General features: G+C 49.8%; 20 protein-coding genes and 1 pseudogene. 5 read left to right on the forward strand and 16 right to left on the reverse strand.

The genetic code is table 11. From position 1 onward, the window contains the following. Positions 1-64 precede the first annotated feature (64 nt). The 8 genes from DUT67_RS07635 to DUT67_RS07670 all read right to left on the reverse strand — a co-directional run bounded on the left by DUT67_RS07635 (position 65) and on the right by DUT67_RS07670 (position 5974). On the reverse strand, positions 65-868 hold the full coding sequence (locus DUT67_RS07635; protein ID WP_113632563.1) for a carboxymuconolactone decarboxylase family protein: 804 nt from the start codon (positions 866-868) through the stop codon (positions 65-67). 47 nt (positions 869-915) lie between these two features. Continuing rightward, positions 916-1596 (reverse strand): antibiotic biosynthesis monooxygenase family protein, encoded by a 681-nt coding sequence (locus DUT67_RS07640; RefSeq protein ID WP_189339530.1) that lies wholly within the window; start codon positions 1594-1596, stop codon positions 916-918. A 70-nt stretch (positions 1597-1666) separates the two neighbouring features. Further along, positions 1667-1879, reverse strand: a complete 213-nt coding sequence (locus DUT67_RS07645) for a DUF1330 domain-containing protein (RefSeq protein WP_048259521.1) — start codon at positions 1877-1879, stop codon at positions 1667-1669. A gap of 38 nt (positions 1880-1917) precedes the next feature. Then, a complete protein-coding gene (locus DUT67_RS07650) occupies positions 1918-2937 on the reverse strand; it encodes an aldo/keto reductase (RefSeq protein ID WP_113632561.1) in 1020 nt (339 codons plus the stop codon). A gap of 18 nt (positions 2938-2955) precedes the next feature. Next, on the reverse strand, positions 2956-3513 hold the full coding sequence (locus DUT67_RS07655) for an NAD(P)H-dependent oxidoreductase (protein ID WP_113626172.1): 558 nt from the start codon (positions 3511-3513) through the stop codon (positions 2956-2958). Between the two features lie 409 nt (positions 3514-3922). After that, positions 3923-4870: an aldo/keto reductase gene (locus DUT67_RS07660; RefSeq protein WP_113626173.1), complete on the reverse strand. Its 948-nt coding sequence runs from the start codon at positions 4868-4870 to the stop codon at positions 3923-3925. Positions 4871-4968: 98 nt separating this feature from the next. Continuing rightward, positions 4969-5658 carry a type 1 glutamine amidotransferase domain-containing protein gene (locus DUT67_RS07665; protein WP_113626174.1) on the reverse strand — a complete coding sequence of 230 codons (690 nt, stop codon included), beginning with the start codon at positions 5656-5658 and terminating at the stop codon, positions 4969-4971. Positions 5659-5665: 7 nt separating this feature from the next. Then, entirely contained in the window at positions 5666-5974 is a 309-nt protein-coding gene (locus DUT67_RS07670) for a superoxide dismutase (protein WP_113626175.1), read from the reverse strand. A 139-nt stretch (positions 5975-6113) separates the two neighbouring features. On the opposite strand from DUT67_RS07670, the gene DUT67_RS07675 reads away from it, so the two are divergent. Then, positions 6114-7013 carry a LysR family transcriptional regulator gene (locus DUT67_RS07675; RefSeq protein WP_048259527.1) on the forward strand — a complete coding sequence of 300 codons (900 nt, stop codon included), beginning with the start codon at positions 6114-6116 and terminating at the stop codon, positions 7011-7013. A 124-nt stretch (positions 7014-7137) separates the two neighbouring features. On the opposite strand, the gene DUT67_RS07680 is transcribed toward DUT67_RS07675, so the two are convergent. Continuing rightward, positions 7138-7470, reverse strand: a complete 333-nt coding sequence (locus DUT67_RS07680) for an EmrE family multidrug efflux SMR transporter (RefSeq protein WP_113626176.1) — start codon at positions 7468-7470, stop codon at positions 7138-7140. 19 nt (positions 7471-7489) lie between these two features. Continuing rightward, the gene (locus tag DUT67_RS07685) at positions 7490-9547 is read right to left on the reverse strand and encodes a hypothetical protein (RefSeq protein WP_113626177.1); all 2058 of its coding nucleotides are present in this window, start codon (positions 9545-9547) and stop codon (positions 7490-7492) included. Between the two features lie 147 nt (positions 9548-9694). Here DUT67_RS07685 and DUT67_RS07690 point away from each other — a divergent pair, with 147 nt between their 5' ends. From DUT67_RS07690 to DUT67_RS07700, 3 genes are all read left to right on the forward strand, one after another. Beyond that, positions 9695-10087 carry a VOC family protein gene (locus DUT67_RS07690; protein WP_113626178.1) on the forward strand — a complete coding sequence of 131 codons (393 nt, stop codon included), beginning with the start codon at positions 9695-9697 and terminating at the stop codon, positions 10085-10087. 419 nt (positions 10088-10506) lie between these two features. Then, entirely contained in the window at positions 10507-11718 is a 1212-nt protein-coding gene (locus tag DUT67_RS07695; protein WP_113626179.1) for a DUF4297 family anti-phage-associated protein, read from the forward strand. Between the two features lie 16 nt (positions 11719-11734). Continuing rightward, the gene (locus DUT67_RS07700) at positions 11735-13417 is read left to right on the forward strand and encodes an ATP-binding protein (RefSeq protein WP_223254624.1); all 1683 of its coding nucleotides are present in this window, start codon (positions 11735-11737) and stop codon (positions 13415-13417) included. A gap of 340 nt (positions 13418-13757) precedes the next feature. Here DUT67_RS07700 and DUT67_RS07705 read toward each other — a convergent pair. The 4 genes and pseudogenes from DUT67_RS07705 to DUT67_RS07720 form a co-directional block, all read right to left on the reverse strand. Beyond that, positions 13758-14680 (reverse strand): annotated as a pseudogene (locus DUT67_RS07705) (aminotransferase class IV). A gap of 28 nt (positions 14681-14708) precedes the next feature. Beyond that, the gene (locus DUT67_RS07710) at positions 14709-15539 is read right to left on the reverse strand and encodes an amino acid ABC transporter ATP-binding protein (RefSeq protein ID WP_113626182.1); all 831 of its coding nucleotides are present in this window, start codon (positions 15537-15539) and stop codon (positions 14709-14711) included. A 23-nt stretch (positions 15540-15562) separates the two neighbouring features. Then, positions 15563-16228, reverse strand: a complete 666-nt coding sequence (locus DUT67_RS07715; protein WP_113626183.1) for an amino acid ABC transporter permease — start codon at positions 16226-16228, stop codon at positions 15563-15565. A gap of 8 nt (positions 16229-16236) precedes the next feature. Next, positions 16237-16914: an amino acid ABC transporter permease gene (locus tag DUT67_RS07720; protein WP_011094499.1), complete on the reverse strand. Its 678-nt coding sequence runs from the start codon at positions 16912-16914 to the stop codon at positions 16237-16239. 349 nt (positions 16915-17263) lie between these two features. Here DUT67_RS07720 and DUT67_RS07725 point away from each other — a divergent pair, with 349 nt between their 5' ends. Continuing rightward, positions 17264-18673, forward strand: coding sequence for an MmgE/PrpD family protein (locus DUT67_RS07725; RefSeq protein ID WP_113626258.1), 1410 nt, complete (start codon positions 17264-17266; stop codon positions 18671-18673). 35 nt (positions 18674-18708) lie between these two features. On the opposite strand, the gene DUT67_RS07730 is transcribed toward DUT67_RS07725, so the two are convergent. Together DUT67_RS07730 and DUT67_RS07735 are read right to left on the reverse strand one after the other, a co-directional pair. Continuing rightward, positions 18709-19542 carry a transporter substrate-binding domain-containing protein gene (locus DUT67_RS07730; protein ID WP_039298539.1) on the reverse strand — a complete coding sequence of 278 codons (834 nt, stop codon included), beginning with the start codon at positions 19540-19542 and terminating at the stop codon, positions 18709-18711. Positions 19543-19859: 317 nt separating this feature from the next. Beyond that, positions 19860-21074 (reverse strand): cell wall metabolism sensor histidine kinase WalK, encoded by a 1215-nt coding sequence (locus DUT67_RS07735; RefSeq protein WP_113626185.1) that lies wholly within the window; start codon positions 21072-21074, stop codon positions 19860-19862. Between the last annotated feature and the right edge of the window lies 1 nt (position 21075).

The raw sequence follows: 21075 nt of genomic DNA on the forward strand, positions 1-21075 counted from the left end.
AGGAAATTGTCTGAGGAAAAAAGATACGGAAGGAGCCACTGAAAGCCGGCCCTTCCTGTTGGTTTTACCCTTTGATGGGTGACCGATTGCGTAATACCTCACCGACAACTGGGACCGCGGTAAATTCGTTTGGCCAGCCAGCGTAGAACGCCGCCTGGGTAACGACTTCACCCGCTTCTTCAACTGAAAGGCCATTATCCATCGCTCTGTTAAGGTGATAGCCAATCTGTGCGCTTTGTCCGGATGCGATTAACGCGCTGACCGTGATCAGACTTCTGTCGCGGGGCTTAAGTGCAGGTCTTTGCCAGAGATCCAGGAATAATGGATCAGCGGTGAATTTAACCAGCCCGGGCGAAATGGGGCCCACATTTTTTTCCACCGTTTCTGAGCGCTGCTTTTCTGCCTCTTTATTAAGAGGAAGCAGCGCTGGAGAGGCTTCAGGAAGTGCGTCTGCCCTGACGCCACGAGCCTCAAAAACCGCTTTGGTAACGCTGACGGCTGCCATTGCATTCGGCCATCCGGCATAGAACGCCAAATGAGTAATGATCTCTGATAATTCTGCTGGCGTAACGCCACTATTGAGGGCAACTTCTAAATAGTGCTTCAGCTCGGCAGTCTGGTTTCGAGCAATTAGCATGGCGATGGTCACCATACTACGCTCCCGAGGCGAGAGGGCATCGCGTGTCCAGAGATCTTCAGTAATAGCTTCACGGCTAAAGCGCGCCAGTGCCGGTGAGACAGAACGGATATCAGCTTCCGAAAGGGCTGAAGGTTCAACTTTCATCATAGCTTCACCTCTTTTTTCCTCAGCGTTAGCAAAATCAGAAAGAACAAGCGATATGGCCGCCGCTGCAATCACGCTTTTCATGTTAATCCTCATTGGTCAACGGTACGGATGGTTAAGTACGAATCCCCTTATTTGATTCCGCCTTTGTTACGGAGAAATACCGGTTTGACAGGAATAGACTCCTTACGGGCGCTCATATGCGCCGTTTGCTTGAGATAATCCCTAAAGTGTGGCGTTTGTCTGTGCAGTTGATAATCTTCCTCACTGGCGTAAATCTCATAGAAATACCAGCGATGGAGATTCTTTGTGTCTGTCGCGGCATACATGGCAAACACTCCCTTTTCTACTCTGAGCGACTGCGCCATTTCGGGAAGGACAATGTTTTTGAATGCTGTCTGAAATTCAGGCTTTACCTCGACTACCACCAGATTATTGATGGTCCGCTCATCCGGTATGATGTGTTTGTCCCCCAGAAATTGTGGTACCAGGGTGATTTTCTGCTTCTGATCAATAATGTCAGGTGCATGAGCAGCGAATGCCTTGTACGGAGCGGCATCCAGATGTTTGCGGTAGGCACTATCGTTTTCGTAGAGTTCGACCATGTATGCCTGATGCGCATTGTCACTGCGTTTCAGGGCGTACATCGCCAGCGTGCCCGCTTCATGATCAACCGAGGCAGAAATCGTTTGTCTGGCAACCTCATCAAAATGCCTGTCCCGATCGGGCCTGATGCTAATCTCAAAGATATTCATCACGGGCTTGTCCTGCGTGTCCGGATTTTTTGCAAAAATAGGGCTGCTTATTAGCATGCAAATTAAAATCATGAGACTATTTTTCACGTTAACCTTTTACTGAAATTAATGTGTACGTTTCGGCCAATTACTGTTTAAGACGCTCTATCAGTTGACGTTGATAGGAAGGCAGCTGATCTCCAAAGGGCCTGAAGGTTGACTCAACCTGAGCGCTGTAGGGTTTTATAGCTTCACGATCGGTTGCCTGAAACTCCGCGATGTAATAAGCAGGCGTTGCCGCCAGTGCTGAAGCGAACCCAGTAAACGCGACCAGACAGGCTACCGCTGTTTTATAAATCATCCGTCCTCCGAATTACATTTCATGAAATTGAATAACGGCTACCGCGTCCAGACCTGCTTAGCATCTTTGGTCTGCGGTGTGTTTTGCGCCATGATTCCAGTATGAAAATGCGGCTGATAGCACGCTTCCAGATATCCGATTTCTTCCGGGCTCAGTTGAAGGTTCACGGCGTTTACCGCATCGTCAACATGATGTTTTTGCGTGGCGCCGACCACAGGGGAGGTTACTTTTGTCAGTAACCATGCGAGCGAGATTTCCGTCATGGACACCTGATGTTGATCGGCAAGATCGGCTACCCGCTCGATAATGACCCGATCCTGTTCTGCCGTGCGGTCGTACTTCCCGCGCGCATAGTCATCCTCCGTGGCTCGCCGCGTGTTGCCTTCCCGACGTGCTAGACGCCCGCTGGCCAGTGCGCTATAGGGCGTCAACGCGATGCCATCTTCAGCGCACAGTCCGAAGAGTTCTCGTTCATCTTCACGCATTATCAGGTTGTAGTGACTCTGAACAGAAACAAAGGTCGTCAGCCCTTCGCGCTCTGCTAGAGCGTTCGCCTTGGCCAACTGCCATGCATAGCAGTTTGAAATGCCAATAGCGCGCACCTTGCCAGCGGTGACGGCGGCATGCAGGGCTTCAAGCACCTCAATGACGGGAGTGTTGTAATCCCAGATATGGCAGATGTAGAGGTCTATGTAGTCCGTACCAAGATTCTGCAGGCTCATGTCAAGCGAGCGGGTTATTGCCTGCTTTCCACTGATACCCTCGGCAATTTGCACAGGGGTTCGCGGAAGAAACTTTGTAGCCAGCACCACGTCATCGCGCTTTGCCATATCACGCAGTGCCCGGCCAACGTACCGTTCACTTGAGCCGTTTTGGTAGGCGATAGCGGTATCGTAAAAATTGATGCCCTTTTCCAAGCCGTAGCGAATGATGTTCCGGCTTTCCGTTTCGTCCAGCGTCCAGCGATGCTGGCCTGTCGACGGATCGCCAAACCCCATACATCCCATGCAGATGCGGGAGACAAGTAAGTCACTTTTTCCTAGCCGGATATACTGCATCTTTATTCTCCTTTTGCTTTATTCACCAATGGTGTGAAGCAGGTCGACAAGCCTTGACGCATGCTCCCGGGCAAGCGTTTTTTGCTGGGCGATTTTTTCGGCATCCCTGTCGGCGTAGCTAATACCGCAGGTATAAACCGGCGTCAGCATGTCAAGCTTGCACAGCCTTGCCGTCGTCTCGAACGGGATGAGGTACTCCTCAATGGCGTTGCCAAAGAAACCGTCAGCGGTATAAAGCTCCTGCGGTGCCCCCGTTGTGAAGGAGAGGAGCAGTTTTTTACCGCCCAGTTTCGCCGTTGAGCCATGCGCGAAGCCGTGGACAAACACCTCGTCCAGCCACTGTTTCATTAGCCCCGGGAGTCCATACCAGGAAAAGGGGAACTGCCAGACAATCACATCGGCCTTTAGCAGGCTTTCCTGCTCCGCACCGATGTTGAAATTGCCGTCCGGATAGAGCCAGTCCAGACGACGAATTTCAGCGTCGGGCAGGGCGGTCGCCACTTCGTCAAGGATGGTGGCGTTGGCGACGGAATGGTTAAGATCAGGATGTCCGGAAACGATAAGGATATTCTTCATTTCAATAAGTTAAGCAGTATTGATAGATAGTTAACCCAGTATAAAGTCACAGCATTATTTTTTTTAGAGCAGTAAAGGCTCAATCAATGTTAGGCAAAAACTAATAATCAATTCTTGGATCTAATAGTGTTCAGTCGTAATGAACACGAAGAACTATGCCGTAATGCCGTGAAGCGATCCGGGTAATTCCTTACTGCGGCGGCAAGGCGATCGTTTGCCGCCCGGTTTAACCTTACCGCTTCATACGCGGGTACCAGTTGAGGGAATCCGCCACAGAGAGAACCTGCATCGTAATTCCCGCCTCATCCATATCCCTGAGGCGCCTGCTCAAGTGCAAAGGGCATAATGGCGTGCCCTAAATCGCAGTCCGTACATGTGTGTTATTCATGACAGACTGTCTGGACTCTGTTTACACCATCGGTTTTTCCCAGGCGCCGCGCGTATCCACACCAGTCTCTGTGGCAAGTTGCTCCAGCAAAATGATTTCCGCATCGTGTAATTGGATCTCAGCAGCGCCGGCCGCATCCAGAACGTGATGGACTTTAGTCGCGCCAATGAGCGGAAGGGCGCCTTTCGCGATAGCCCATGCAATGGCTATTTGCGCAACGCTGGCTTTCCTTTCTGCTCCTATTTCTTTCATGGCGGCGGTCAGTTTTTCAATTTGCGGAAGCACAGCGTTATAGCTTTCGGCCCGGCCACTCCCGTTAGGCATCGGGTGATTTGAATCGTAACGACCACTCAGCGCGCCCTGCTCCAGGACCATATAAGCAAAGAACGTGATGTGATTTTGTTGGCAATAGTCAAGGATCCCTGCCTCTTCAGAGGCACGATAGAGCAGGCTGTAGTGATTCTGCACCGCACTGATGGCATAACCGGAGGCGTTAAGGATCTCGTTGGCGCGTCTGATTTGTGTCAGATTGTGGTTGGATACACCGACTTGTTTTACCTTACCGCTTTGTAGGAGTGGGATCAGTCCGGGTGTCCATTTCTCGACGTCGAGAGGATTATGGATCCAGTAGATATCAATCTCTTCCACACCAAGGCGCCCGAGGCTTGCCTCAAGCATGTCGCTGACGGGCTGTGCTGACTGTTCGTCGGCAATTTGCGGTGTGAATTTGGTTGATAAAATCATGTCCTCGCGGGGAAACTGACGGACTAAGGCTCCCAGCGCTGCTTCGGAACTCCCCATCCCATATACCGCGGCGGTATCCCAGAGATTAAGACCCTTACTCATGGCTGTGGTGAACACCTCTGCCATCTGAGTATCAGAAAGATGATTGCCGAAGACGGTATCGCCGCCAGCAAAGCCTGTGCCCCAGGACCATGTGCCCAGTGCAATTGGGGGGAGTATTTTCATATTCATCTCCTTAAAAAAGGCCGGAACGCTGCTTTCTTCACCAGCCAAAGAGGGTAAGTAAAGGGGGGAAATAGAAAGATGAATTGCTTCATGCAGCCTCAAGCTTGCTGGCGGAGCGCATTCACCAGTGCCATGCCCACACCGTGCGCTGAAGCGGGGTTTTGCCCTGTAATAAGGCGTTCGTCGGTAATCACGTTTTCAGACCAGTTTGGGGCTTCATGATGAAGCGCGCCATGCTCGCGAAGTGCTGTTTCCAGCAGAAAGGGAACCACATGCGTGGTCTGAACTTCTTCTTCTTCCTTATTGGTAAAGGCAGCCACGTTTTTCCCTTTTACCAGGTATTCCCCGCTACTGAGTTTTGCGTCAATCAGTGCCGCAGGCCCGTGGCAGACGGCTGAGACAATCCCATTACTTTCATACACTTCACGGATTATGCGCTGGGCGTCCAGACTGTCGCGGAAATCCCACATGGTGCCATGCCCGCCCGCTAAGAAAATAGCGCTGTAATCGGCACCATTAATTTCTGATAACGGACGTGTTGTCGCCAGACGATGCTGAAAATCAGTTTCGTTCCAGAATCTGGCATTAATGGGATCGCTGAGGTCAAATCCATCCAACGGCGGCTGTCCCCCACGGATGCTGGCGATCACCGTTTTCAGGCCAGCCTCTTCGAGAACGTTTAGCGGATGCGCCAGCTCCGCCATGTAGAAACCGGTCGGTACGCCGGATGCGCCTTTGAGGGGATGGCTGGTTACCACACACAGCACTGGTTTATCAGAGGGTTTCATTCATTCCTCACTTTTGATTTTTAAATTCAGCGGAGAAGAGATTTTCCCAGTTCATGAAGGAGCCGAGAGGAATGCACTCGAATGTTAATAAACCCGCTTCAGCCAGTGGAAATTCGGCCATCGCGTTACTGGCTTCTTCAACGGTGTCACATTCGAGGAAAATGGCAACGCCGGGTCTGTCCTGACGGAAATAGATGTCGCGGATGAAGCCGGATTTATAAAGCCCCCAGGCGTGTAGTACTTCAGCCGTAAGGTGTGGCGCATATTTTTCCAGCGACGCACCAGGGGTGGGGATATCCAGACATAAAATTCGCATTATCGTCTCCTGTACTCAGTTTTCAGTGGGAAGAGACGAAAGTATAAGAGCCTCATTCAGAGAAGATTAGACGGTCATTGACTTAAGAATATTTAGTCTGTACTTAATAATAAGGCGATAGTTTCTTAAGGATAATGCTATGAATAACGCTCTTTATAATCAGATACGCATCTTTCAGAGTATTGCGCGTGAAGGAAATATATCGTCAGCGGCCAGGAAGCTTGAAATCACGCCGCCTTCTGTCAGCAATGCGCTCAAGTTGCTGGAAGAGCACATTGGCCATCCGCTTTTTCTGCGCACGACCCGGCGTATTGAGCTGACAGAAACCGGACAACAGTTACTGGAGCAAACCGCCGCAGCGGTGGATTCGCTGGAAAAATCGCTGGAAAGTATTCGCGATCAGAATCAGGAACCCTCCGGCGTGGTGAGAATTACGCTCTCGCGCTTTAGCTACCTGCTAATTCTTAAGCCTGTAATGGCTGCGTTTTGTCAGCAATACCCAGGCATACAGCTGGAAATTTCTGTCTATGACGGTACCGTGAATATTATCGAGGAGCGTTTTGACGTGGGTATTCGTTTTGGCGATATTCTGGAGGGTGGGGTGGTGGCACGGCCGTTAATGAAACCGTTTCGTGAAGGATTATATGCGTCCTCAGCCTATCTCGCCGAGTATGGTATGCCTGAGGTGCCAGCCGATCTCAGCCATCACCGGCTTATTGGCTATCGTTTCATCACCAACAACCGCATCCTTCCGCTGATCCTGAATGACCACGGGGAGCAGTTGACCGTTGAGATGCCCGGGCAGTTAATCAGCAACGATATAGACGTCATGGCAGACGGTATCCGTAACGGGCTGGGGATTGGGCGCTTGTTTGAACCCATCTTGCGGTTACAGCCCGATCGGGAGCAATTTATACCCGTGATGGAAAGCTACTGGAAAACCTATCCGCTTGTTTATCTCTATTACCCGAAAAACGCGGGCAAAACGAAAAGAGTGAAAGCCCTAATTGATTTTCTGATAGCCGCTACGGGGCGATAAAAATCACGACTCACTGTTATGTACGAACGTTTGGCCGGATAGTGCTATGTCACAATCCCAGAGGCTTGGCTTTCCGTATGAACGCAATCAGAAATGGAAAGCACCAGCCTCCACATAACCTCACTCAATGCGGTGCCACTTTCGAAAAGATATTAATCACCAGCACGCCCGCGCAAATCAGCCCCATCCCCAGTATGGCGGGCAGATCCAGCTTCTGTCCGCTGACCAACCAGCCCAGCAAACTGATCAGCACAATTCCTGCGCCTGACCAGATGGCATAGGCTATCCCAGTAGGGATGTGTGCCAGTGTCTGCGCAAGCAGATAGAACGCGGCGGCATAGCAGGAAATGGTTCCCACGGAGGGCCATAGGCGGCTAAACCCTTCAGAGTATTTCATCATCGTTGTACCAATTACCTCTGCAACGATGGCCAGGCCAAGAAGAATATAAGTATTCATAGCAGTCTATCCATAAAGATCAGCGTTCGTATTCCCATTTCGGAAATACGCAACCGTTAGGGCCGGGGGCGGTCTGCTTTCCATTCTCATCGAAACGTGTTTCACATTTTGTGGTCAGCCAGCCGTCTTTCCAGACTCCGCTGCTTTTGACTTTGCCATCGGGGTAATAACAGCCGCTTTCTCCCTGACGCAGCGCGCCCTGATAATCTTTGTACTCTTTACCATCGACCACCAACGGTTTGAAACCCTGAGCGCGGCTAATGCATTGCATCTGACCGTTAGGGTAATAGCTGATTTGGGTGTAACTGTCATCGGTGCCGATACGCGTTTCATCCTGACGCTGACCGTTGGCATACCAGGTATTATTGGTTTGCTGACGGTTGAACAGATAATCGGCCTCGGTGAGGGGCGTACCGTCAGGGTTGAAAGTTTGCTGTTTACCGCAGTAGCCGCGGCCACTCATCGACGGAGGGCAGTAATTACGTTCGATAATTTTGACACCGCTGGCGGTGAATTCCTGCATCAGTCCGACTTCATCACCGTGGTCATAAGTCGATACGAACTTCGGTTTTCCGTCGGGGTAATTATAGATATACGGGCCGTCGAGTTCGCCATTGCGGTAGCCGCGATCGGCGCGCAAAGTGGTGCCATCGTCGTAATATTCGATTTCGCGGCCGTTCAGCGTCCCCATGACATAGTCAGCCTGATACACCATTTTTCCGTCAGAGTTGAATTTCTGGTACACACCGTGAGGAAGATTATCTTTATAATGAATGATTTGTGTCAGATGGCCTTTCTTATCACTCCAGCGCAGCTCTCCCTGCTTTACACCAGCGATCAGTTCGACCTGTTGGATTTCGCCGTCAGCCGTGTTTAGCTTCCACATCCCGTTAGCCACGCCTTTCACAAACGGGCCTTCGCCGTTTTCGGTGATCCACATGCCTTCAGGCTGGTCATCAATATAATCGCCTTTCGTGCGCAGCACGCCCGCCAGACGGCGCTCACTTGGGCCATGACGCTGACCATTGAGGTAAGTATCGAAGCCACTTAGCTCTGGTGTATTGCCATTCGCGCCGTCGGTTATCTCCCAGCGGCCTTCACGCTTATCGTTTTTCATCAAGCCAGTGGCCGTTTCTTGCTCATCGCTGATGGTCCACTGTCCTTGCTGTTGCCCCTCTATATAGCTACCTGAACTGCTGAAGTTCTCACCGACGGTGGTCCATTTTCCGTCAGGAATGCCATGGAGGAAAAAACCTTTTACTAAGCCATATTGCTTCGAGTAATAGACATAAGGCCCATTCTCGCTGCCGCTGAATTTAGCCGGATCAGCTTGCCAACTGATGGCAGTTACACGAAATTCGGCTGTGGCGCTGTCTGACTCACGGCTGAACGTCGCGGTGAGAAATAAACCGTCTTTTTCCGCAAACGTTTTTTTATAGGCGTAGACATTTTCTGCTGGCTGTTTCGCAGCATGGGAAGGTATGCCATCCTCAAAATACCAGCCGACAAACTTGCCCTGAGTAAAGTCGATGTTATCGAAATCCTGATTATCGAACGTAGGGTACTGCGCGCTGTAGTCATAAGGCGGAAGTTGGCCGAGGGCACGTTTCACCAGCGTTGAGTTGAGGTCTTTATTCTCGCGTACCAGCTTATCCAGAACCGGTTGTAAACTCAGTACCGGAATATAGCTGCCGTCGTCTTCAATATAACGCCAACTGCGCAGGGCGAACTTGCCGTGGCTTTTACTCAACACCAGCGTGATTTGACCAGCCTTGTCCACATCGGCATAAAACACGGATTCGATGGTGGAATCGGGGAAGGTACCGAGCAGGTGGGGAAGGTGATCGACACTGTGATCCCCTTCGCTACAGAAGCAGTAATAGCCGTTGACCACCTGATTTTCCTGAATGAAAACCAGAAGGGCATTACTGTCGCGTGCGCCCGAAATGATCGGATGTGCCAGCGTTTTACCTGCGTAAAAAGGGGGAGGAGTGTCGTCTGGGGCTGCGATAGCCGTGCTAATCCCTATGGCTATATTCAATAGTAGGATGCCAAACAGTAACTTTACGACTTTCATTCCCTGACCTGCTCCTTTCAAAAAGAGCGCATAGGTTACATGAAATGTTTCTAACGGTTAATATTTGGTTGAATCAATTCTTTGCTGGCTGTTTATCAAAGACGATTCAGGAAGTCTTTCTGATAACAACAATGAGGGAATGGCGCTATGGAAATAGCTAAAATTGATCATATACACGTTTACGTCGAAGACATTCAGCAGGCAGAGCACTGGTATAACGAGGTTCTGGGGTTCTCCCGGGATAACGCTTTGTATTTTTGGTTTGAACAGGGAGGACCGTTGGTTATAAGCAATAACGGATCGTCACTTTCCCTTTTCCTCAGAACATCTCAGCATCCCGGCCATACGATGGCTTTCGGCGTAGGGGGATCAGCATTTATTGGGCTGATCCCAACCCTCAAGGACAAAAAAATCCCTTTCACCATCAGTGACCACGATGTATCTATGTCCGTATATTTCTGCGATCTCAGTGACAACAAGATTGAAGTGACGTCTTACGAATACCTTCATGCAAAGCAGATACTGGAGAACTTTGCATAGTGGCACTTCTATCATTATGGTCAGCTGCTACAGCGCCGTGATGGCAAAACAACAGAGCCGCCCAACGGGCATATCACAATAGTGTGAAAGCGAATATTCGGACCTTGCTTGAAGCTGGCAGGCCCAAAAGGCATAACGTCTACTTCGTGCCAGGAGCAGACGTTGCTAACTTGCATACTGCGTAGCGAGTAAACCAATGAGACTGATGTTATCTGGTTCCCATTTTCTGACTACGAAGAGCATTCTGTAGGATACTAAGAGGTATAATTTCGAAGATTTCCATGAAGATGCTTATTCGAGATCGCTAGTTGTTGGAATTTTTTATGACCAGAAATTGAACTATGCATCGGTTTGTAACATACTGACACACATGAGAGTTAATATTCAAAAAAACTACCACGATAACTATTGGACATACTATGGCCGACAGAAGTGCAGTTGACACAATACGAGGTTATTTTTACCAATTCGATCTGACTATTCTCAGTATCTTGAAATTAACATCCTTAGACGAATCTGTTGAAATAGAATGCACAGAGGACATTGATATTCGAACCGCAACTGACGTCACTGCCACACAATGTAAGTATTATGCGAAGACCGAATATAATCACTCTGTTATTAAAGATGCGATAAAGCATATGGTATCACATTTCAAGGAAACGCTGGCAGGTACGAAGCCAAAGATCTTTTACTCAATTTACGGACACTATGCATCAGGTCAAGAAAAATTAGATGTGGATATAGACATTGATTTCCTAAAGAAATACTTCCTGACTTACACCAAGGACAAAGTTACATACTACCATCACCAAGATTTACAACTTACCGATGAAGATCTTGAAGAGTTCCTGAGGCGCTTAACAATAAATATCAGAGCAGTGGAGTTTGACACACAATTTCGTGAAGTGATCGATGTTCTCCAAACGATCTTTGAGACTAAATCTTTCTCAGCCGAATACTTTTATTATAATAACTCGTTAGCTGTTATACGCGAGCTTTCAATCGAGGCTGCTCAAACAAATCGCTCAATTACAAAGAGAGAGTTCCTAGAAAGGATCAATACTTCTAGCGTTCTCTTCAATGAATGGTTCGTAGAGAAGAAAGGAAAGAAAGCGCATTTTTCAGCTCTACGTGATGAATATTTCTCGGAATTGAACATATCTCCGTTCGAACGCTTCTTTCTAATAGAAATAGGTGCAGCTTCTTACATTCGATACGAGCTCAAGAATCTTTTATTTGAGCTTTCCATAAAGTGGTCCAAATTGTCGAAGCGTGAGCCTTCCTCATTCTGTCCGTACATATATCTGCATGGAGTACCAGACAGTGAGTTACTCGCACTTAAAAGTGAACTCAGCACTGAAGGTTTTAAGATCATTGACGGTCACGACTTCCATGGTGCCGACTTTAGTTGTCAATCGATTGTCCTAAAAGCCACACATGGCAATGGTATCAAACTTAAAGTTCTGAATACTCTTCAAGACGTTATGCAGACTGTTGATATCATTACTAAGACTCGGCGCATTTACCAATTTCACATAGGCCCTAGCTTTTTTGAATACGACAAACCAGCGGTCCAGCACGTAAAAATCCAGATAGAACAACTTTCAGACGTCAAATCAATCATCTAGTTAAAGGAAAATGAACATGGCTCCCAAACAAGAAAAGCAGATTAATGCCCAAGTCATCGCAGTCTTCCCCGATAAAGTACGCATCGTTGTGGATGACCTCGAAAATTTTAAGATAGCGGAAGAGTCATTGAAAGTTGGCTCTTACATTAAAATAGCGGACAACGAAAACGCGGTTCTTATAGCGATCATTGAAAACTTCCAGATTGCAGTTAGCGCTGACGGTAATCGGGATCACATTATTGAAGCTTTTCCTTTAGGGATCTTAAGAAATGGTAAGTTTGAACGAGGCGGTGATTCTCTAGCTATTCCGCCAAAAGAGGTTCAACCCGCAACTATTACTGACATAAAGAAAATCTATGAAGACTCTGTGCCAAAAGAGGAATCTTTCCGTTTTGCTACATTAGCTTCAAATATAAGCGTTCCAGTTCCTGTCAACGGAAATAAATTTTTCAATAAGCATATTGCAGTTGTCGGTTCCACTGGTTCCGGAAAATCACATACTTTAGCGACTATTATTCAGAAAGCTGTTTCTGAAAAAGGAGGGGATTTCTCTCTAAATAATTCACATGTAATTATCTTCGACATTCACTCCGAGTATAAATCAGCATTTCCTTCTGCAAATCACATTGATATATCCAATTTAGCCTTACCATATTGGATGCTGAACAGTGAAGAGTTGGAAGAATTTTTCCTCGATACTGAGGCCAATGATCACAATCAGAGAAATATTTTTAAAGAAGCCATAGTAAAAGACCGACTTGCGAAATTCTCTGGTTCAGATGCTGAAAAACAAAGTATCCACCTCGACACTCCTATCCTGTTCGATATTCGGGAAGTACTTGCGTACACGATCGCAAAAAATGAAGAGATGATTGATACTGGAGAAGTTTACGCGGCAAGCAATAAAGAAAAAGCGGGACAGCCAAAATATACACAGGGGAGTCTCCATGGAAAGTTGACGAACTTTGTTAATCGGCTTGAGAATAAACTTAATGATAGTAGATTAAATTTTTTTCTTGGTGAAAGATCCATGAAAACCACATTTGAAGAAACCCTCCAACAGCTGCTGGGATATTCTTCTGAAAGTGAATCGAACGTAACCGTTATTGACCTAAGTGGAGTTCCGTTCGAAGTTTTGAGCATAACAGTATCCCTTATTTCACGCCTCGTCTTCGAATACGGTTACATATACAAACGTATGCGTTGTGCCAGAAATAATAATGAGAAAATAAATAATGATATCCCGATTCTATTAGTTTATGAAGAAGCACACAAATATGTCCCAAATAGTGACCTGTCGAAATATCGTTCTTCAAAAGTAGCCATAGAGCGAATTGCAAAGGAGGGTAGGAAATATGGTGTAACGCTACTGCTAGCAAGTCAGCGTCCGTCCGAGATATCCGAAACGATCTTTTCACAGTGCAGCAACTTTATTGCTATGCGGTTAACCAACCCGGCGGATCAAGGATACGTTAAAAAGTTACTTCCGGACTCGCTCGGTTCTTTGATCGATAAAATGACATCGTTCCGTCAAGGGGAAGCATTACTAGTTGGTGAATCTATAATTCTCCCCTCAATCGTCCAAATTGAACCATGTACTCACTCTCCATCTTCAAATGATATTCCTTATTGGCAACTCTGGAAGGAGGAATGGAAATTGATGGATTTTGCTGCCATTAAGGCAGAGTGGTATAAATAATCGCAACATGTTCTATTAGCAATATGAATTCCATGTATTTGTAGTTTGAGTCGGTTCGTCCAGAATCGGCTCAAAGTATCTGTGCTAATTGCTTGTTTTAATCCAAATCACATCTTTGTCCTACTCTCACACGGTCAAATGACTGGTAGACCTCTATTGGTTGTATCCTCTGACCTGCTCCCCGTTGATTCACACGAAATGCTGTTAGCAACGTCCTATCCTCGCCCCTTGCCGATTATCAGGCTTAATCGCGTTCTCATACAGAACACGGCCAGAGCAAGCCTGATCCAATATATTCTTTATGTGGCATCGTCATTGTTATCACGACGATGCGTCGCTATCACTGCGCGTGCAGGTACGCCTCATACCAGCGGCTGAGTTGTTCAGTTACTGGGCGGTGTTCGGCGCTAAACGGGCGGCCATCCAGCGCTTTTACTGGCGTAATACCCGCCAGCGTGCCAGTAACAAAGGCTTCATCGGCGGTAAGGGCTTCTGCCAGCGTAAAATCCTGAGTCTTGACCGTGAGTCCGTTGGCGTGAGCGAGATTGATAAGGGTCTGGCGGGTAATGCCGTTAAAGCAGTAACGCCCCGATGACGTCCACAGCTCACCGCGACGAACGATAAAAAAGTTGGTTTGGTGGAGTTGCAACTGGCGACAAAGCCGTGTGGGTCAAGCATCAGCGCCTCATCGGCTCCCGCTTGCAATGCCTGTAGCAGCGCCTGAATAAGATTAAGTCGGCTGTGCGAATTGAGTCGCAGATCGAAGACGTCCGGTGTGCTGGTGCGGTAGGTGGACGTAAACAACGTCAGCCCGCGCTTTTTCGCCTCTGTATCGACGACCTTGTATTCCGCCACGCACACGATGGTTGCACCGCCGATAATAAAGCGGGGATCTTGATTCGGGGTATGCTTTTTCCCACGGGTAATCATCAGGCGAATATGCGCGCCATCGGTCATCCCGTTAATGGCGAGCGTGTTATAGAGAATAGCGGTCAGCGCTTCCCAGTTCTGGCCGATATCCAGTTGGATCGCGGCGGCACCCTCGAACAGGCGATCCAGATGGGCATCCAGCGCAATCAGGCGGCCGTTAACCAAGCGCAAGCCTTCCCATACGCCGTCACCGCACACATAGCCAGAATCAAAGATCGACACCACCGCGTTGTCGCGATGCACAAATTCCCCATTCACATACACCTGTACGTCGTTGTTACGCGGATCTTGCAAATAGGCCTGACTGCTTTGGCTGGATAATGTGGGTTGCATTGTGGTGTCCCTGAATGTGAATGATGAATTAAAAGGCTCGCTCGGCAAAGCGGGCAAGAAAAGCCTGTGTACGCGGCTGTTGCGGATTTTTGAGCACCTGTTCGGCGCTGCCCATTTCATGGATCACGCCATTTTCGATAAACACGACGCGGTCAGCGAAGTGATAGGCAAATCCCAGTTCGTGGGTGACCAACAGAAGGGTGCGACCTTCCTCCGCTAACGCGCGGATGGTGTGCAGCACTTCGCCTACCAGTTCTGGGTCCAGTGACGATGTTGGCTCATCGAACAGCATGATCTCGGGCGACATCGCCAGCGCACGGGCTATCGCTACCCGCTGCTGCTGGCCGCCGGACAGGCTGCTGGGGCGAGCGTCTTGCTTATTGCTTAGCCCAACCTTTTCCAACTGGGCTTTGGCGATGATATCTGCGTCATGTCGCGGTATTTTTTTCACCGACACCAGTGCTTCGCGCACATTTTCCAGCACGGTGAGATGGGGAAACAGGTTGAATTGCTGAAACACCATTCCTACACGTTCCCGCACGGCGCAAAGCTGTTTCTCCGGGTAGTCACGTTGACCTTTGGCGTCTGTTTTTCCCAAAACCACGCCATCCAGTTCGATGGTGCCAGCGCTGGGGATTTCCATGAAATTCAGGCAGCGCAGCAGGGTACTTTTCCCTGAACCGCTGCCGCCGATGATGGCAATTTTTTCACCACGTCTTACATCCAGATCGATACCTTTCAAGACCTCAACGGCACCGAAGCGCTTCTGGAGTCCGCGAATACGCAGAACGGTATCTTCATTCAGATCACGATTTTCGCTTAGAACACGTTCTTCACTTAAAGCAATATCTTCACGCATAGCAATCCTGTGTCGCTGTCAGGCTAGGGGGTTGAACGGAAACGACGTTCAAGTCGTGCGGCAAGGTAGCTCCCCGGCCAGATCAAAACGAAATAGAGCAGTGCCACCACCGTCAGGATTTCCAACGGACGATAATAGGTGCTGCTCAGCAGCCGCCCTTGATACATCAGTTCGTTGACGGCCAGTATGGAAGCCAGTGAAGTGACTTTAGCCAGCTCGATCATCCGGTTGGTTAAGGCGGGCAGCATGTTGCGTAATACCTGTGGCAGCACCACGCGTCGCAGAATCACCGTGTGTCGCATGCCTAACGCTTTTGCGCCTTCCCACTGTCCGTGGTCGATGGATTGCAGTCCTGCGCGGAAAATTTCGGTGCAGTACGCGGCGCTATACAGCGTCAGAGCCAGTGCGGCGGCGGCAAAGGTACTAAACTGCACGCCGACCAAAACCGGGAACGCGTAATAAAACCAGATCAGCTGGATCAGGACGGGCGTATTGCGGAATATTTCGACAAAGAGTCTGGCGGGGAATGACAGCCAGCGCTTTCCAAACACGCGTAAAATGCCCAAAAATAGTCCCAGCGCGGTTCCCAGCACGCCTGCTATCAGCCACAGTTCGAGCGTGACGCCAAGGCCTTTCAGCAACACCGGAATGTTGTCCCAGACCAGCGAGAAATCCCATTGATAGTGCATGATGTTCCTTAGGCGAGCCGACGGTCTGCCAGCGACAGCCGTTTCTCAATATGTTGACTGAACAGGCTAATCAGCAGCAGCAGAGTGAAGTACATCACGGCCACCAGACTGTAGACTTCGAGCGGTCGGTAGGTTTGGCTGTTTAGCTGCATCGCCTGATAAAGCAGTTCGCTATAGGCCAGTGAGGAAGCCAGCGATGTGGATTTGATGAGTTCAAACGAACGCTCAATAAAAGGCGGGATCATCCTGCGTAAGGCCTGCGGGAGAATGACCCGGCGCAATGCCGTCGATTGCGGCATGCCGAGTGCTTTTGCCCCTTCCCATTGCCCTGGGTGAATGGAAGAAATCGCCCCACGGTAGACTTCGGCATAGAAGGCACCGGACTGTGCTGACAGCGCGATGACGGCGGCGGTGAAAGGTGAAAACGTTAAGGGCGTAATAACGGGCAGGGCGTAGTAAATCCAGAAAAAATGCACAATCGCGGGCGTATTACGATAGAAGCCAATCAACATCACGGCGGGCAGGCGCAATAGCAACCGAGGCGACATTTTCATCGCGGCGAGCACCATGCCTGCCAGCATTCCGATCAGGATGCTGGTAGCACCGATCTTTATCGTTCCCCATAGCCCCTCCAACAGCAACTGGTGGTAAGGCCAGATGGCAGAAAAATCCCACTGATATGACATAGATACAGAACCCCTGGAAATGGCGTATACCCGTCATACTTCAAGTTGCATGTGCGTTGGCTACGTTTAAATACTCGGCCCGTCGTGGGCCTCGCCCTGAAGGGCCGCTGCAAGCAGCGTTCAAATCTGCTCCCGGCAGATTTGTCACCCGAATCACTTACCTGAGTAAGCTCATCGGGACTCCCTCGCTTGCCGCCTGCCTGAAACTCGAATTATTTAGGGTATATTAGGAAAAACGTTTCTTATTTTGTTAGAACCTATGCATCTTAGCAGGTCGAAAAAATGATAAATAAATAATAAAACGTGGTGTTAATATTCCTTTTATTTATAAAGAAATGGCGGTATGCCGATGTCTCATCCTGCTGCATTACCTCTGACGTTGCGTCTGGCGACCTTTTCCTGTCGGTTGACGATTCAGGACATTCCTGTCGCATTAAGAAGAAAAATTGCGCTGCATTTTATCGACAGCCTGGGTTGCGGCATTGCAGGTGCAAAGAGTCAGGTCGTGCAGGATTGCGCACGTATCACTCGCCTGCATTATGCTGCGGGCAACAGCCCAATCTTGGATGGCGGAGCGCCGCTGGCGGCTATTGGCACGGCGTTTTTGAATGCGGCGGCGATCAATGCGCTGGATTACGATGACGGGTATGAAGTGGCTGGACGCGGCATGGGGCATCCCGGTGCCTCGCTGGTTGCCGCCGCGCTGGCGGCGCTGGGGCAGCGTTCGATCGACGGTGAAACGCTGATCTGCGCGCTGACCGCTGCGTATGAAATCAATGGCCGGATCATCCAATCTCAGCAACCGAGTCCGGCGCGTTTTCAGCAGGTTTATGGCGTGTGCCAGCATGAGTCGGTAGGTGCAGCGGTGGTCTACGGATTGCTGACAGGATGTGATGCCGAAGGATTAGAGAACGCGATTGGGTTGGCGGCATCCTTGACGCCGTTGCCCAGCTTGCACAAATACAACTGGCAGCAGCGACCGCTGGTTTCCTTTAAAGATTACAACGCGCCAGCCGCAGAAGCGGGCGTCCGTGGTGTTGAGCTGCACCACGGTGGAATGATCGGCCCAAGAGATGTGCTGTCCGGCGATCAGGGGTTCTGGCGCATGATGGGGTCAGACCATTTTGATGAGACGATCTTGTCGAGCGGTTTGGGAGAACAGTGGGCGCTCCAGCACGCCAGTTTCAAAGCGTATCCGGCCTGCCGCTGGATCCATACCGCGCTGGAATCCTTCGAACGTGTACAGGACGAGTTGGCGCTGGTGCCGCAGGATATTGACCTTATTCGGGTTAAAGGCAGCCAGAGATTGGCCGCTGACTTTATGGATAGGCGACCGAAAAATGAAACGGATGCGCAGTTCAGCCTGCCGTTTGCGCTGGCCTGTCTTGCCTACCGTATTCCGCGCCACCGCTGGAGTGCGGGCGATACGTTAATCAATCCTATGCTTCTGGCGCTAGCCGATAAGGTTCACGTTGAGGTGTCTCCCGAACTTGACCAGCTTATGGCGCAAGCGCGCCGCCCGGTATTGCAGGTTGACGTCGTCACGCGAGGAAACGTTGTGGCAGGTGAACGCATTGCGTTTCCGCTGGGCTGCGCAGAACACCCGCTAACGGAAAGTCGCATCATGGAGAAATTTGCGGAAAATCTATCGTCACGGCTTGCTCCTGCTGATATTGCGCAGGCAACGGCGGCGCTCTCTGAGCTTGAGCAATGTAAGGACGTGGCTGCGCTGGTGACGCCGCTGATGCAGACGTCCTGAATCCGTTCAGGACAGTTCTGTTATCCGAATCCCGCTTATTTCCAGTCTTCTTTAATGACTGACGGCACTTTGCTGACGTCCACGCCGCGCAGTTTGAGCGCCTGTTCATAGTAGTGCTGCGTCTTACCAGACTTATACAGCTTGGCAAACTCGTCATTCAGGAAGTTGTGGAAGGTCTGGTCGGCTTCTTTGCGGATTGCGCCGCTGGTGCTGACTTCAATAATCGGCTTCGGCAGAATCAAATTGCCTTTGCCGACTTTAGCCTGTTGCAGCGCCAGAGCCGGGTGGAAATACGACAGTGCATCGACACGGCCAGCATAGAATGCGGCTACGCCCTCATCCATATTCGGGAAGCGCACTAGCTGTGCTTTTGGCAGACGTTTGGTCAGAATCAGATCCGGGCTGGAACCCAGCGTGACGCCGATTTTGACATCCTCACGATTGAGATCGTCCCAGTTGGTAACGGCAATGCCGTCGCGAATCAATACGCCCTGTGCATACCAAAAGAAAGGCTGCTCAGGAAAATCGACCGCTTTTTTCCGCTCTTCTGTCGGGTCGAGTACCAACATGGTATCGATCTGACCCGTTTGTAAGGCGGCAATGGCGTTACCCCAGGTGGTTTCTACCGTCACTAGTTTCACGCCAAGATCGTTGGCTAACTCTTTGCCGATGTTATAGCCGATGCCATCCCATTCTCCGGTCGACGGATTTTTAAAATACCACGGCTCACCCTGTGCCACGCCGATGCGTAATTCACCGGTTTGTTTGATGTGTTGCCACGTTGATGGCTGTGTTTCCGCAGCCTGACTGAAAAAGGAGGCGCTAACTAGCGTCATCGCCATGAATACCTGGTGAAGAGAACGTTTCATAATAGTTACCCTGATGATTGAGTTTTAATCGAGGCGATATATTTCGCTCATGCAGAGTAGCGAAATACTTATAGCGAAATTAGTCTTTTTTTCCTTATCTCATTCCAGATAAATATAAGTATTGGTCAGGACAAAAAACGTGTTGGACAGCGGTGTACCCCGCCGTAGGGCGTGGAGTCTGGGGTGGCTGCGTTTGTCTCATCGTTGAGCGGATGAGTATTGCGGTATTTCCCGGTTTTTTTACCAGCGAAAGGGCATAGCAATAATTTCGCTATGCTTTCTCATTATTGGTCATTGACCAACGGCATGCAGCTACGTCAGGCGGTGTGTGGCAGCGTCATCACGATGGCAAGTCCGCCGTTATTGCCGCGTTCTGCATAAATAGTACCACCATGTGCAGTGATAATGGCTGAGGCGATAGACAGCCCAAGCCCACTGCCGCCGGAGTGTCTTCCACGTGAATGTTCTGCCCGCCAGAAGCGGTCGAAAAGCAGGGGCAGCGATTCTGCTTCAATCCCCGGTCCGTGGTCAGAAACCGTAATCTGCCAGCACGGCACGTTTTCATGTACTGCCATTTCACGAACGGTCAGTTCACGTACCTCAATTGCCAGATAGCGCCCCTCGCTGGCGTAGCTTAAGGCATTCTCGATCAGAATAGAGAACACCTGTCCCAATCGTTCACGGTCTGCAACACAAAAGTCAGGTTGTTCGATATGAACATGGGTCTGAAACCCAGCCAACTCTAGCTGAGGTCGATACCAGGTAAGCCGCTCAGTGACGATCTCGTCGAAATACAGCGGCGTTTTGACCAGTTGCAGTTGTCCAGCTCTGGCGAGTGAAAGAAAGTGCAGATCCTGAATCACGTGATTGAGCTGTTCGAGCTGTTTGATGACCATCGTCAGCTGTGATTTATCGCGCGGAAAGACGTCATCAAGCATGCCCTGAACGCGCCCCATCGCCGCGTTTAACGGCGTACGCAGTTCGTGAGCCAACGCCGCGCTGGATTCACGCAGTTCCCGTTCGTAGCGCTCCAGCTGTGTGGTCATATTATTAAAGTCGTTCGCCAGCGTAATCAACTCCATCGGTGCCTGCTCGACAAGCTGTGTGCGAGCATCGAAATTTCCCTGAGCAACGTCGCGTGCGGCGCTGGCGATATTGGAAAATTGTTGTGACAGCGGTCGCGCCCGCCACAGCACGATGACGACGACGGTCGGTAAGGCGATCAGAACCATAATCGCCAGCACCAGCCAGTCAGTGCTGGCAATATTTGGCACAAAGAAATCTGGGCCGTAATACTGATTGACAATCTGTTGGTAGCGGGGATTACCGTAATCTTCTTGTTTGCTTAACTGCTGAAACTCAGCCCGTACCTCGTCCGGCATCTGCTGTTCAACGTAGATATTGTTGATGGCGAAGCGCAGCCACATGAGGGTGGCGATGATGAGTAGGGTGGCGAGCAGCAGAGAAATAATACGAAAGCACAGCCAGCGCCACAGCGACATTTTTTCTGACAGGAAGATCGATTTTTTCATC

Source organism: Pectobacterium peruviense, from assembly GCF_003312355.2.
Taxonomy (GTDB): domain Bacteria; phylum Pseudomonadota; class Gammaproteobacteria; order Enterobacterales; family Enterobacteriaceae; genus Pectobacterium; species Pectobacterium peruviense.

Coding starts and splice junctions, on each gene's coding strand:
- DUT67_RS07670 (WP_113626175.1), bottom strand. CDS start 5,974: ATGCGAATTTTATGTCTGGATATCCCCACCCCTGGTGCGTCGCTGGAA.
- DUT67_RS07715 (WP_113626183.1), bottom strand. CDS start 16,228: ATGCACTATCAATGGGATTTCTCGCTGGTCTGGGACAACATTCCGGTG.
- DUT67_RS07645 (WP_048259521.1), bottom strand. CDS start 1,879: ATGATTTATAAAACAGCGGTAGCCTGTCTGGTCGCGTTTACTGGGTTC.
- DUT67_RS07710 (WP_113626182.1), bottom strand. CDS start 15,539: ATGCGTGAAGATATTGCTTTAAGTGAAGAACGTGTTCTAAGCGAAAAT.
- DUT67_RS07640 (WP_189339530.1), bottom strand. CDS start 1,596: ATGCTAATAAGCAGCCCTATTTTTGCAAAAAATCCGGACACGCAGGAC.
- DUT67_RS07735 (WP_113626185.1), bottom strand. CDS start 21,074: ATGAAAAAATCGATCTTCCTGTCAGAAAAAATGTCGCTGTGGCGCTGG.
- DUT67_RS07725 (WP_113626258.1), top strand. CDS start 17,264: ATGTCTCATCCTGCTGCATTACCTCTGACGTTGCGTCTGGCGACCTTT.
- DUT67_RS07680 (WP_113626176.1), bottom strand. CDS start 7,470: ATGAATACTTATATTCTTCTTGGCCTGGCCATCGTTGCAGAGGTAATT.
- DUT67_RS07730 (WP_039298539.1), bottom strand. CDS start 19,542: ATGAAACGTTCTCTTCACCAGGTATTCATGGCGATGACGCTAGTTAGC.
- DUT67_RS07665 (WP_113626174.1), bottom strand. CDS start 5,658: ATGAAACCCTCTGATAAACCAGTGCTGTGTGTGGTAACCAGCCATCCC.
- DUT67_RS07635 (WP_113632563.1), bottom strand. CDS start 868: ATGAAAAGCGTGATTGCAGCGGCGGCCATATCGCTTGTTCTTTCTGAT.
- DUT67_RS07700 (WP_223254624.1), top strand. CDS start 11,735: ATGGCTCCCAAACAAGAAAAGCAGATTAATGCCCAAGTCATCGCAGTC.
- DUT67_RS07685 (WP_113626177.1), bottom strand. CDS start 9,547: ATGAAAGTCGTAAAGTTACTGTTTGGCATCCTACTATTGAATATAGCC.
- DUT67_RS07675 (WP_048259527.1), top strand. CDS start 6,114: ATGAATAACGCTCTTTATAATCAGATACGCATCTTTCAGAGTATTGCG.
- DUT67_RS07690 (WP_113626178.1), top strand. CDS start 9,695: ATGGAAATAGCTAAAATTGATCATATACACGTTTACGTCGAAGACATT.
- DUT67_RS07650 (WP_113632561.1), bottom strand. CDS start 2,937: ATGCAGTATATCCGGCTAGGAAAAAGTGACTTACTTGTCTCCCGCATC.
- DUT67_RS07695 (WP_113626179.1), top strand. CDS start 10,507: ATGGCCGACAGAAGTGCAGTTGACACAATACGAGGTTATTTTTACCAA.
- DUT67_RS07660 (WP_113626173.1), bottom strand. CDS start 4,870: ATGAAAATACTCCCCCCAATTGCACTGGGCACATGGTCCTGGGGCACA.
- DUT67_RS07720 (WP_011094499.1), bottom strand. CDS start 16,914: ATGTCATATCAGTGGGATTTTTCTGCCATCTGGCCTTACCACCAGTTG.
- DUT67_RS07655 (WP_113626172.1), bottom strand. CDS start 3,513: ATGAAGAATATCCTTATCGTTTCCGGACATCCTGATCTTAACCATTCC.